The 11,244-nt window shown below is 66.1% G+C and carries 11 protein-coding genes and 1 tRNA gene; 8 read left to right on the top strand and 4 right to left on the bottom strand.

Annotated features, from left to right (window positions below; genetic code table 11):
* Window position 1: 1 nt before the first annotated feature.
* Genes ACJ7VY_RS06690 through ACJ7VY_RS06705 form a run of 4 tightly spaced genes read left to right on the top strand, consistent with a single transcriptional unit; the run spans window position 2 to window position 4,891 of the window.
* Window positions 2–589, top strand: coding sequence for an RNA polymerase sigma factor (locus ACJ7VY_RS06690; protein WP_104938589.1), 588 nt, complete (start codon window positions 2–4; stop codon window positions 587–589).
* On the top strand, window positions 573–1,583 hold the full coding sequence (locus ACJ7VY_RS06695; RefSeq protein WP_409476611.1) for a FecR family protein: 1,011 nt from the start codon (window positions 573–575) through the stop codon (window positions 1,581–1,583). Before ACJ7VY_RS06690 ends, ACJ7VY_RS06695 begins: the two co-directional genes overlap by 17 nt.
* Before the next feature lie 15 nt (window positions 1,584–1,598).
* On the top strand, window positions 1,599–3,419 hold the full coding sequence (locus ACJ7VY_RS06700) for an amidohydrolase family protein (RefSeq protein WP_409476612.1): 1,821 nt from the start codon (window positions 1,599–1,601) through the stop codon (window positions 3,417–3,419).
* Window positions 3,420–3,430: 11 nt separating this feature from the next.
* On the top strand, window positions 3,431–4,891 hold the full coding sequence (locus ACJ7VY_RS06705; RefSeq protein WP_409476613.1) for an amidohydrolase: 1,461 nt from the start codon (window positions 3,431–3,433) through the stop codon (window positions 4,889–4,891).
* A gap of 10 nt (window positions 4,892–4,901) precedes the next feature.
* Here ACJ7VY_RS06705 and ACJ7VY_RS06710 read toward each other — a convergent pair whose 3' ends face one another.
* Entirely contained in the window at window positions 4,902–5,441 is a 540-nt protein-coding gene (locus ACJ7VY_RS06710) for a lipocalin family protein (RefSeq protein ID WP_104938591.1), read from the bottom strand.
* 262 nt (window positions 5,442–5,703) lie between these two features.
* Between ACJ7VY_RS06710 and ACJ7VY_RS06715 the strand changes: the two genes are divergently transcribed.
* Window positions 5,704–5,779, top strand: a tRNA-Phe gene (locus ACJ7VY_RS06715).
* Between the two features lie 294 nt (window positions 5,780–6,073).
* On the opposite strand, the gene ACJ7VY_RS06720 is transcribed toward ACJ7VY_RS06715, so the two are convergent.
* Genes ACJ7VY_RS06720 through ACJ7VY_RS06730 form a run of 3 tightly spaced genes read right to left on the bottom strand, consistent with a single transcriptional unit; the run spans window position 6,074 to window position 8,580 of the window.
* A complete protein-coding gene (locus ACJ7VY_RS06720; protein WP_409476614.1) occupies window positions 6,074–6,379 on the bottom strand; it encodes a DUF2188 domain-containing protein in 306 nt (101 codons plus the stop codon).
* Window positions 6,376–7,341 carry a hypothetical protein gene (locus ACJ7VY_RS06725; RefSeq protein WP_409476615.1) on the bottom strand — a complete coding sequence of 322 codons (966 nt, stop codon included), beginning with the start codon at window positions 7,339–7,341 and terminating at the stop codon, window positions 6,376–6,378. The genes ACJ7VY_RS06720 and ACJ7VY_RS06725 overlap by 4 nt, the downstream gene beginning before the upstream one ends.
* Window positions 7,342–7,344: 3 nt before the next feature.
* On the bottom strand, window positions 7,345–8,580 hold the full coding sequence (locus ACJ7VY_RS06730) for a hypothetical protein (RefSeq protein WP_409476616.1): 1,236 nt from the start codon (window positions 8,578–8,580) through the stop codon (window positions 7,345–7,347).
* 244 nt (window positions 8,581–8,824) lie between these two features.
* Between ACJ7VY_RS06730 and ACJ7VY_RS06735 the strand changes: the two genes are divergently transcribed.
* Genes ACJ7VY_RS06735 through ACJ7VY_RS06745 form a run of 3 tightly spaced genes read left to right on the top strand, consistent with a single transcriptional unit; the run spans window position 8,825 to window position 10,966 of the window.
* Entirely contained in the window at window positions 8,825–9,154 is a 330-nt protein-coding gene (locus ACJ7VY_RS06735) for a helix-turn-helix domain-containing protein (RefSeq protein WP_409476617.1), read from the top strand.
* Between the two features lie 13 nt (window positions 9,155–9,167).
* Window positions 9,168–10,097 carry an ImmA/IrrE family metallo-endopeptidase gene (locus ACJ7VY_RS06740; protein WP_409476618.1) on the top strand — a complete coding sequence of 310 codons (930 nt, stop codon included), beginning with the start codon at window positions 9,168–9,170 and terminating at the stop codon, window positions 10,095–10,097.
* Window positions 10,098–10,105: 8 nt separating this feature from the next.
* Window positions 10,106–10,966 (top strand): OST-HTH/LOTUS domain-containing protein, encoded by an 861-nt coding sequence (locus ACJ7VY_RS06745; RefSeq protein WP_409476619.1) that lies wholly within the window; start codon window positions 10,106–10,108, stop codon window positions 10,964–10,966.
* Window positions 10,967–11,244: the final 278 nt, after the last annotated feature.

Consider the following 11,244-nt stretch of genomic DNA (forward strand, 5'->3'; position numbering starts at 1 on the left):
GATGAGCGCGGCACTGGGCGCGGCGCGTGCGTTGTGGCTCGCCGAGCACGTGCTGCCGTGCGAGCCGGCGCTGCGCGACTGGCTGCAGCGGCGACTGCCGGTGCGCCAGGACGTGGATGACGTGATCCAGGAGACCTACGCCATCCTGGCGGCGCTGGCGGACGTGTCCCACGTACGCCAGCCGCGCGCCTACGTGTACTCGGTGGCGCAGTCGGTGGTGCTGCAGCAGCTGCGGCGTGCGCAGGTGGTGTCGATCGAGGCCGTGGCCGAGATCGAGCGGGTGGCCATCGGCGGCGAGGAGGCGTGCCCGGAGCGGACCGCGTCCTCGCGGCAGGAACTGGCGCGGATCGGCGCGTTGATCGACAGCCTGCCGGACAAGTGCCGGCAGGCCTTCGTCCTGCGCCGGATCGAGGGGTACTCGCAGCGCGAGATCGCCCAGCGGATGCAGATCAGCGAGAACACCGTGGAGAAACACATCTGCAAGGGAATCCGGGTATTGATGGATTCGATGAAGCGTGACGGGAAAGACGCGGACGAGGGCAGGGAACGGCCTGCGGCAGGAGGAACACGCCATGCGCGCACGCGATGAGCACAGCATCGACGATATCGCCGCGGCCTGGGTCGCGCGCGAGGACCGGGCCCCGCTGACGGCCGCCGACGCGGTCGCGCGCGATGCCTGGCTGCAGGCCGATGTGCGTCACTTCGGCGCCTATGCGCGGGCGCATGCGGTGCTGGCGCGCACCGCACGTGCGCGCGCGCTGTCCAATGGCACGGCCGCGATCGCCGCGGCTCCCGTGCCGCCGCGTTTCCGGCGGTCGCGGCGGGTGCTGCGCTGGGCGGCCGGCATGGCCGCGGCACTGAGCCTGCTGGTGATCGGCGTGCACCGCCAGCAGGATGATGCCGAGTACTACGCCACGCGCCGCGGCGAAATCCTGCGGGTGCCGCTGGAGGACGGTTCGGCGATCACCCTGGACTCGGATTCGCAGGTACGCGTGCGCTACGACGACGCGCGCCGCAGCATCACCCTGCTGCAGGGCGAGGCGCTGTTCGACGTGGCCAAGAACCCCGGCCGCCCGTTCGTGGTGCGTGCGCAGGAAACCGACGTGACCGCGGTCGGCACCAGTTTCGCGGTCAGCCTCACCGAGCGTCGCAGCGGCGGTGTCGAGGTGCTGGTGCGCGAAGGGGTGGTGGACGTGGCCGACACCCAGGGCGCGGTGGCGCCGGCGCGCCTGCTGGCCAACTACCGCGCGCTGGCCAACCGCAGCCACGGCATCCGCATCGAGGCCGTGCCTGCGGAAGACCTGGAGCAGCAGCTGGCCTGGCGCGAGGGCATGCTGTCGTTCAACGGCGACACCCTGTCGGCGGCGGCGGCGCAGTTCCTGCGCTACAGCGACACCCGCATCGTCATCGACGATCCGCTGGTCGGCAGCCGCCGCATCGTCGGCCTGTACTCGGCCAGCGACCCGCTGGGCTTCGCCCGCAGCGTCGCCCTGAGCCTGGGGCTGGTGGTCGAACAGCAGGGCAAGGTGGTGCGCCTGCGCACCCCGCAGAGCGCGCCGCAGGCGGCGCATTCCATGCAATGACTCTGGATTGAATACATGAACATCACTCCCCGCCGCGCCCGCGCGCTCGCCCTGCTCACCGCGTTGCTGCTGTCCTCCGGGCAGGCCAGCGTGGCCGCCACGTCCGCCGATACGGCGCTGCTGATCCGCGATGCCATGGTGTTCGATGGCACCGGGCGCCCCGCGTATCCGGGCAGCGTGCTGGTGCTGGACGGCCGCATCGCGGCGGTCGCCGGTGCCGGCCAGGCCCTGGCCGCGCCCCGCGGTGCGCGGGTGATCGACGCCCGTGGCCAGGCGCTGCTGCCGGGGCTGTTCGACCTGCACACCCACTGGACGCCCAATGCGCGCCCGGCCGAGCTGCCGCAGATCGCCAACCTGTACATGGCCGCCGGCGTCACCACCGTCAGCGATTTCCACGAGCCGCCCGAGGCCTATGCGCCGCGCCGCGCCTGGCTGGCCGACATCGCCGCGCCTGACGTGAAATTCGCCGCGCGCATGAGCACGCCGCTCGGCCACGGTGCCGACTGGGGCGACGAGAACACCACCCGCTGGGTGAATTCGCCGGAGGCCGCGCGCGCCGGCGTGCGTGCGGTGGCGGCCTACAAGCCGGACTTCATCAAGGCCTTCACCGACGGTTGGCGCTATTCCAACGCTGCCGACAACAGCAGCATGGACGAGGAGACCCTGGCCGCGCTGGTGGACGAGGCGCACCGGCACGGGCTGAAGGTGTTCTCGCACACGGTGATGGTCAAACGCGGCAAGGTCGCCGCGCGCGCCGGCGTGGACGTGATCGCGCACAGCGTGCAGGACATGCCCGTGGACGCCGAACTGGTGCAGCTGATGCGTGAGCATGGCACCGCCTACGCGCCGTCGCTGGCGGTGTACCTGCCCGCGCGCGTGGATGGCAGCGGTGCCGCCGGTACCCGCCCGGAGGTGCTGCGGCAGCGCGAGCGCAATTTCGCCGATGCCCTGCGCAACGTGAAGACGCTGCACGATGCCGGCATCCCGGTGGTGGTCGGCACCGACGCCGGCATGACCGGCACGCCGCACGGGGCCTCGACCCTGCGTGAACTGGAGCTGCTGGTCGACGCCGGGCTGACCCCGGCCGAGGCGCTGGTCGCCGGCACCGCCAACAGCGCCCGCGCGCTGGGCGTGGACGACCGCGGCACCGTCGAGGTCGGCAAGCGTGCCGACCTGCTGCTGGTGAAGGGGCGGCCCTGGGAGCGCATCGCCGATATCCGCAACACCCAGCGGGTCTACGTCGCCGGCCGCCAGGTGCACGGGCCGGGCACGGTGTTGCCGGCCGGCAACCGCGCGCTGGCGCTGCCGGCGCAGGCGGTGGCGCCGCTGGTCGACGACTTCGAGCGCGCCGACGGGCGCACCGCGCTGGATACGCTGCGCATCGACGAGGCCGATGGTGGCAACGACCGCACGCTGCAGGTCAGCGAGACCGTCGCCCGCGAGAGCGGCGGCCACGCGCTGTCGGTCCAGGCGCGGCTGTCCATCAAGCCCAACGCCTATGCCGCGGCGATCCTGCCGCTGAGCCGCGGTTCGGTCGCGCCGGTGGACCTGCGCGGCTACCGCAGCATCCGCTTCGACGTACGCGGCGGCACGCCGGCGCTGCGGCTGGAGGTGCGGGCACTGGGCGACCGCCGTTTCATCGCCCCGGTCCAGGCCGCGCCGCAGTGGCGCACCGTGGAGATCCCGTTCTCCGCGCTGCAGGGACAGCCGCCCTACCGCGGCAAGGGCCCGGTGGCCGCATGGCAGGGCGACGACGTCCAGCAGCTGGTGTTCTCTGCCGGCGGCGAGGCCGGCTGCAAGGTGTGGTTCGAGATCGACAACGTGGGCTTCTACTGAGGGTGCGGGCGATGGACATGCGGCGGGCGCGGTTCGGGATCCGGCTGGGCGCCGGGCTGGTGGCCTGCGCGGCCGGCGTGGCCTGGGGGGCCGAGCCCGGGGTGCTGGCGGCGTTGGACGCCTATGCACCACGCCAGGCGCAGGTCGCCCAGGCGCTGTGGCGGCAGCCCGAGCTGGGCTACCTGGAAGAGCGCTCCTCGCGCCTGTTGCAGCAGGAACTGCACCAGGCCGGCTTCCGCATCGAAGCCGGCGTGGCCGGCATGCCGACCGCGTTCGTCGCCTCGTACGGCACGCGCGGCAGCGGACCGGTGATCGCGCTGCTGGCCGAGATGGACGCGCTGCCGGGCATGGCGCAGGCGGCCGGGCCGGTGCGCATGCCGATCGACGGCCAGGACGCGGGCCAGGCCTGCGGCCACAACCTGTTCGGCGCGGCGTCGGTGGGCGCCGCGCGCGCCATCGCGCAATGGCTGCAGGCCAGCGGCACGCCGGGCCAAGTACGCCTGTACGGCACGCCGGCCGAAGAGGGCGGCTCCGGCAAGGTCTACATGACCCGCGCCGGGCTGTTCGACGATGTGGACGTGGTGCTGCACTGGCATCCGGCGGCCGAGAACTCGGCCGCGCAGGGCACCAGCCTGGCCAACATCAGCGGCAAGTTCCGCTTCCACGGCGTCGCCGCGCACGCGGCCATCGCGCCGGACCGCGGACGCTCCGCGCTCGACGCGGTCGAGGCGTTCAACCACATGGCCAACCTGATGCGCGAACACGTGCCCGACGGCACCCGCATCCACTACGTGATCAGCAACGGCGGCAGCGCGCCGAACGTGGTGCCGGATTTCGCCGAGGCCTACTACTACGTGCGCCATGTCGATCCGGCGGTGGTGCGCGAGGTGTTTGCGCGCCTGCGCAGGGCCGCCGACGGCGCGGCCATGGGCACCGGTACCACGGTCGAGTTCGAGCAGACCGGCGGGGTGTTCTCGCTGCTGCCCAACGACACCCTGGGCCAGGTGATGCAGGCGGCGCTGGAGCAGGTCGGCGGCGTGCGCTACGACGCCGCCGAGCAGGCCTTCGCCGAAGCGCTGCAACAGAGCCTGGAGCGGCGGCCGCCGCTGGCGGTGGCGATGCAGCTGCAGCCCTATCGCGCGGACCTGGCCGGCAGCGCATCGACCGATGTCGGCGACGTCAGCTGGAACGTCCCGACCGCCGGCCTGGGCACCGCCACCTGGGTGCCGGGCACGCCGGCGCACAGCTGGCAGGCGGTGGCCGCGTCGGGTGCCCCGCTGGGCGCCAAGGGCGCGCTCAATGCAGCCAAGGCGCTGGCGCTGGCGGCGGTGCGGCTGTTCCAGTCGCCGGACATCGTCGGCAGGGCCAGGGAGGAATTCAGCCGGCGCCGCGGCGCGGACTTCCGCTACGTGCCGCTGCTGCAGCGCGACGCGCCGCCGCTGGATTACCGGCGCGGGCCCGGCGCGCCATGAGCGCGAGCGCTCAGTCGACCGGCGCCATCACCTTCAGTGGCGCCAGGTCGTAGCCCATGTCGGCGGCCTGGCGCTTGAGCCGCTCGAGCAGGGCGGCGTCCATCGACGGCGTGCGCGACAGAATCCACAGGTATCTGCGCCCGGGTTCGCCGACCATCGCCCACTGGTAATCCGGATCCAGCGCGATCACCCAGTAGTCGGCCCACGCCCACGGCAACCACGACAGCCAGTCGGGGGCGAAGCGAACCTGCAGGCGCCCCGGGTGGCCGCTGACCGGGCGCGCGACCCCCTCGGCTTCGATCATGCCGCCATCGCCGGTGCGGCAGCGGTTGAGCACGCTGATCCGGCCATCGGCGCGCAGCCGGTAGCTGGCGGTGATGTCGGCCACGCACTTCTTCTGGAACGACACCGGCAGGTGCGCGATCTCGTGCCACTGGCCGGCGTAACGGTCCAGCTCGAAACGTCCGACCGATTCCACCGGCGCCGCCGCCTGTGCGGTGCAGGCGAGCAGCAACGACAGCGGCAACGACAACAGCAGGCGAGGGTGCATGGTTTCTGGCCTCCCGGGATGGAGTGCAGGCTATGCAAAGCCGGGCGCGGCGAAGTAAAGGTTTTGTTGGGGCGCATGCCGCGCGGCCGATGCGTGTCATGCCAGGGCATCGGCCGCGAACGCATGCGGCCATGCGCGGATGGCCGCGCTCGGTCCGCCGTGTTGCCGGCATCGAAAAAAACTTGCCGATAACGCTTGCCGAAACAGCAAGACCTCCGTATCATGCGCGTCCTCGCCGGCGGGAACGTCGCGAAAACAAAGTGGCCGGGTAGCTCAGTTGGTAGAGCAGGGGATTGAAAATCCCCGTGTCGGGGGTTCGATTCCCTCCCCGGCCACCAAAATTCAGCGCCCAACTGTTCTCAGTTGGGCGTTTTCATTTGTGCTTCCCGCGTGCCACGCGGGGTTCCCGCACATTCTGCGTGTGCGACCCGGGTCCTGTGGTCTGGCAGGAACATCCCCGGTTGCCCTCCGTTCCGCCCTATCTTCTCTCGAAATCGGCGCTAACTTCTTCGCCGTGGCACACGCAGACGGCGTTGTTCGTCAACCACTTATGCGTGCGCCGACGGGAATGGTTGGCTCGCGGGTTTGCACGAGCAAAGCAGAACGGCAAACCCGCGAGGCCAGCCTCCACGTCAACCCTTGGGCGGGAACGGATCGTCACCGTAGCTGTTGCGCTCACGGATCTGGCCGTTCCGCCCTTGGATGAGCATTTCGCTCTGCTGGTTGATGGCGATGCCCCGCGCACGGTCAATCGCCTGTTGCTGCGTGCCATGGATGGATGTGAGGCGGTCGTTGCCTTCTCCCCGCACACCCCACTGATCACCGCCGTTGATGGGTACGACCCATTGGTTCTTTCCGCTCATTTCAATCTCTCCAAAAAATGAAAAAGTCAGGCTCTTGAAGTCGGCGCGAGCCAGGCGCTTCGGTGCTGAATTCATGTCATGACGTTCGCCCCCTTTCCAGTTGCCGAACACGGCATCGCATACAGTCCAGCGCGTTGCTGTGTGACGACGAGTGCCCCGTAGGCTGCCAGTCGAGCCTCATGCTCCGGCTTGCCCTTGTCCTTCGACTTGATCTTGAACAGGTCAATCGGCTTGTCGCTCTTCTGGCCAGCGCGCTGCATGATCCTTTCGCCGTCCACCTCGGCCCCCTTGAACGACCAGAGCGCTTCGAACACCTTGGCCTGACCTTGGGTGAATCGGATTGGTGTGGACTGCACATCCGGCAGCGTTGCCCACTTGAAGTCGGCCGAGAATGGCCCGTTCACAGGTGCGGCTGGATCGGCCACTACTGGCGCTGCAGACGGTGCCGATGGGATGAACGAGATCCCGCCGCCATAGAACGTGAATCGTTCTTCCAGCGCCAGCCATTCCACACCGGAGCCGAAGGGCGATCCACGGGTCGTGCGCGGCCTGGGGGTGATTACCCGGATGTTGCTTCCCGCCACCCGAACACGATCCAGCAAGGACGGCTCATGCAGCACTCTCGTCAGCTCTCGGGCCAGCACGACCGGAGAGCTGCGTGCGTTACCGAGCCGCCAAACACCGTCGCCCAAGTCATCGATGTCGTCGCGGCTCTCGATGTCGAGCGCGAGGCGCATTTTCTGCCGCAGCCAGTCTTCATCCAGGGCCAACGCCGCACCGTCGATTGCCTCGACAGGAACCTGGCCACACTCCGGGCACCGGCAGATCCGACCGCCTCGTCCATCGCCCCAGACCTGTGCCCGATGCTGCTGACAGTGGGGGCAGAGCACAAAAGATTGATCCACCACTGTTGGCCTGACGGCTTTGCCGAGCACAGACAAAGCAGATACCTCGCGTGGCGAGAGCGTGGCCCGCAGCACCGGCGTGCCGCCTGCGAACAGGCGGCAAACCAGGACCCAGGCATCGTGCGTCGCCATTGGTCAGTCCTCGAAGGCCGATGATGAACTGACCGCGTCGGTCTCTGGCGGCAATTCCTGGGCACTGAGTGTCTGGCCCTTCTGCAAGATGCCCACCGCGACCAGATAACCCTCCAGTTGCGCCTGCATCTTGGCGTCGAACTTGTGCAGGTTCAGCCGCCCTTTGCTGGTCACTTCGATGGTGACCACCTTGGGGCGAGTCCTGCCCGGCTCGGGTGGGTAGTAGAGATTTACCTGTGCCGCAGTCACCGCCCACTGCCCCTCCAGCGGGCCCGGCAGCTTCTCCTTCAGCAAATCGTGCACCGAGCGTTGCTGGCTGGATTGCATCGCCGTGCATTCGATCTTCAGCGCCGTGTCAGGGCTGAGCAGGGTGAGTGCCTTCAACTGAACCATCGAGAAGCCGTCCTCAAAGGCCTCCGGCACATCGAATCCGGTGCGCAGCATCGACAAATCCAGCGTCGGCGACTTGATTTTGTGAGCGCTCGCTTTCACGCCCAGCACATGCTCCGCGAAGGCCTCGACCAACATCTGTTGGTACTTTGCTCCGCCGCGCACCAGCGTGCGCACCACGCCGGTGGACTTGGCGTACTCCAGCACCATGTGGATGTTTGGGTTGCCGACCCGGCGCTTCAGGGTTGCGCCCTCGAACTCCAGACGCAGCATCGCCATGTCCTTGACATGGACCGACAGCAGGAACACGCCCGGGCTACGCTCGACCAAGTGCGCCACGCTGCCGTCACCACATTGCAGTTCACGCTTGTAGAAGGCAGAGATGGCGTGACGCAACGCAGTCAGATTGGCATCCGAACCGTTCGGCTGGCGCTTCAAGCCGAGATCGTATTGCTGCGTCTGTTGCCCATGCTGCTCCCAAAAGCTGAAGTCATAGGCACGCTCGAACAGTGCCGGGTGGTGGACGTAGAGCCAGAAGGAACGGTGGATGTCACTTGCGCACAGCGCCAAACCCGCAAGCGCAGCACCTTCGGCCACGGCCGCCTCAAACATCGCCTGCTTACCTGCCGCATCGCCCAACTGAACGCTGGCCATGAGGTTGGCCGTCATCCGGTCGCGGGCAGCAATGTCGGGCCAGACTTTGACCGCTTCGACCAGAAACTGGCTGGTCTCCGGTGTGTCATCCCAGGCAAAGCCATCGGGCACAGGCAGGCTGTGGGTGGTCAGGAAGTCGCGCAGCGTGGCGTCCACCGGCAGCTCGAGCATCACGTCGACAAAGGTCTTCTTCATCTTGATCGTCCTTTCTGGATCGGCGTCGAAGGTCTGCGACCGATGTACGGACTGCACTGGCCAGCGACTAGGTTACTGAACACGAACCTCGAATAAGTAAAGTAGCGAGATACAAGCGCGATTCTGAACCTCAGATTTCCGCTTGTCAATCAAAGCGGCACATCTAGACCTCATTTGTATCTCACGGCTATACTGGCGGTCTTGTTTTTGTTAACTGACTGTTTTTCCCTACAGGAGCATCGCTATGGCTTCAGCGTTCGGAGCACGCCTGCGACGCTTACGCGAGGCAAAGAAATTGACCTTGCAACAGGTCGCCGACGAAGTCGGCTGTACCAAGGCGTACATATGGGAACTGGAAATGAAGGACGGCCAGCGCCCCTCTGCTGAACGGGTCCAGGCCTTGGCCAGGGTGCTGGGCGTGACGATGGAGGACATCATGGGCGAGCCCCTTGAACAGGTGCCTCAGGCCAGTCCAGAAGATGTAGCCTTCTTCCGCGAGTACGCTGGAATGACGGACGAGGAGAAGGATCGCTACCGTCAGGCACTCAAAATCATGTTCCCTGACAAGAACTAAGGCGGTCTGACAATTGAGCTCATCCCAGCCCCTAACCGGTTCCATCGCAGCCAGCACCGTCTTGAGATGGTTGCGGGCGTGGCACGCCGACGGCATGCCGGATGCCGTGGATCTGGAAGTCGTCCGGCAAATGCTTCCAGAGACGCCTTACGGCAAAGGGGTGCGGGAGATCAAAGCCCCGATGGTGCTGGACATCAATAGCTGCGAAGGCATGCTGGTGCGCAACCCACACGATACCGCTGAGTGGGGCATCTTCTATAACGGCAAGGCAAACCCCGAGCGCCAGCGTTTCACCATCGCTCACGAACTGGGCCACTTTATTCTCCACCGCGATCAGCGGCAAAGCTTCAACTGCGACAAGGAAAGCGTGTACTCTGGCGCTGACACTATCCGTCTCATCGAACGTGAGGCGGACGACTTTGCCAGCAACCTGCTGATGCCTGGCGACTTACTGCGCGAGTGGATCTCGAACCAGCGCATCGACTTGCATGTCCTGAGCGCCCTTGCCAAACGGTTCCAGGTGTCGTTCGAGGCGCTGTGCATTCGGTTCATCAAATTCACCACGCAGCGGGCAATCCTTGTCTATTGGGACAACGGTTTCGTGAAGTACGAATGGCGCAGCAGCAGCGCGGTCAAGACGCGCGCCCGCATTCGGCGCACTGACGATCCGCAGGAACCATTACCCGGCACCCTGGCTGCTGATTCCACCGTTGAGCAGGAGTGGGATGGCACGGAGATGTCTGCCGCGATCTGGTGCCCGGAGGAGGCACCACACATGAAGTTGCGCGAGTTCAAGCACAGCTACACCACAGGAGATCGCGTCCTGACCCTTCTGCTACTGGAAAGTGCTGAACCACGGTCATGGGATCGGTCTTGGCAAGACGGCGAGAGCTTTGACAGCTTCGATCAGTTCGTCTCGAACGGGCAATTGCCAGTACGGTGAGTCCCTCGATGACAGGCTTGCCGATCCAACCCATAGATGAAGAACTGCAGACCTTGCAACGCGAGGTGCAACGAATGCTGGGCCGTTGTCTCTTGCGTCTGCAGCAGTACGAACAATTGATGAAGGCCATCGTGGCCCACCACGAAATCTCCGCGTCAGGATCACCCCTCGAATCGAACCAGGCGGAGCGCGTTGCGGATGCCGCAAACAAAACTCTGGGTACGTTGGTTGGCACGCTGCTCGGAACGTATGTCACCAGCGGCGACCAAGACGATGTCGCCGAACCAGATGCGCCCGACAACATCATCTCGTTCAAGATGAAGATGAGCTTGCGGATGTCTGCCGAGGATTTCGATACGACGCAAAACGATCTGAAGGAACTCGTTCTGCTGCGGAACAACCTGGTGCACCACTTTATCGACCAGCACGACCTTTGGAGTCTGGACGGATGCCGTGGTGCGCAAGAGTCCTTGGTGGCGGCCTACAGTCGCGTCGACCAACACTTTGAGCAACTGCGAGGCTGGGCGGAGCACATGGATCAGGCCCGTCGTCTGGCGGCGGAGTTTGCCCAGTCCGATGCCTTCCGCGATCTGGTGATCAACGGCATAGCGCCGGATGGCTCGGTGGATTGGCCCGCAGCCGGAATTGTTCGCACATTGCGTGAAGCGGCAGATCAGTTGGCTGTCGACGAGTGGACACCGGTCGCCACTGCTGGACGATGGATTGCAGAAAGGTATCCTGATCAACTTCCGGCCAAGTATGGGTGCAGCAGTTGGCGGCAGGTCGTGCACGAATCCCGCCTTTTCGAGCTTCGGTATCGGGAAGTGAATGGCCAGCGCGCGGCTTGGTATAGGCCCAAAGAGACATAGCGCAAAACCCGCGCACTCACGCTAAATCACGTTACGCGAAGTGCCCTTGGTTTCTAGCATGAGCAGCGTTTTCCATCGGAACGCTTGCCATGACAGAAATCGAACCTATCTCCATTTGCACATCACCCGACCGGCCACGGCACGGGCATCAAGAAATCGCTGATCTATTGGCTGCCGCGCTACTGCGCCTCCGTGTCCGCCAATCGCGCGACATCCCCAAAAACAGCGAGCAGGTTTGCCTTGGCTTCCCCGGCCAACAGCGCGTGAATGCGAACCCC

Source organism: Stenotrophomonas sp. Y-13 (assembly GCF_046267925.1).
GTDB lineage: Bacteria > Pseudomonadota > Gammaproteobacteria > Xanthomonadales > Xanthomonadaceae > Stenotrophomonas > Stenotrophomonas acidaminiphila_A.

What these genes read in the sequence shown, in the direction of transcription:
- ACJ7VY_RS06690 (WP_104938589.1), top strand. Translation starts at nt 2, where the DNA reads ATGAGCGCGGCACTGGGCGCGGCGCGTGCGTTGTGGCTCGCCGAGCAC.
- ACJ7VY_RS06695 (WP_409476611.1), top strand. Translation starts at nt 573, where the DNA reads ATGCGCGCACGCGATGAGCACAGCATCGACGATATCGCCGCGGCCTGG.
- ACJ7VY_RS06700 (WP_409476612.1), top strand. Translation starts at nt 1,599, where the DNA reads ATGAACATCACTCCCCGCCGCGCCCGCGCGCTCGCCCTGCTCACCGCG.
- ACJ7VY_RS06705 (WP_409476613.1), top strand. Translation starts at nt 3,431, where the DNA reads ATGGACATGCGGCGGGCGCGGTTCGGGATCCGGCTGGGCGCCGGGCTG.
- ACJ7VY_RS06710 (WP_104938591.1), bottom strand. Translation starts at nt 5,441, where the DNA reads ATGCACCCTCGCCTGCTGTTGTCGTTGCCGCTGTCGTTGCTGCTCGCC.
- ACJ7VY_RS06720 (WP_409476614.1), bottom strand. Translation starts at nt 6,379, where the DNA reads ATGAATTCAGCACCGAAGCGCCTGGCTCGCGCCGACTTCAAGAGCCTG.
- ACJ7VY_RS06725 (WP_409476615.1), bottom strand. Translation starts at nt 7,341, where the DNA reads ATGGCGACGCACGATGCCTGGGTCCTGGTTTGCCGCCTGTTCGCAGGC.
- ACJ7VY_RS06730 (WP_409476616.1), bottom strand. Translation starts at nt 8,580, where the DNA reads ATGAAGAAGACCTTTGTCGACGTGATGCTCGAGCTGCCGGTGGACGCC.
- ACJ7VY_RS06735 (WP_409476617.1), top strand. Translation starts at nt 8,825, where the DNA reads ATGGCTTCAGCGTTCGGAGCACGCCTGCGACGCTTACGCGAGGCAAAG.
- ACJ7VY_RS06745 (WP_409476619.1), top strand. Translation starts at nt 10,106, where the DNA reads ATGACAGGCTTGCCGATCCAACCCATAGATGAAGAACTGCAGACCTTG.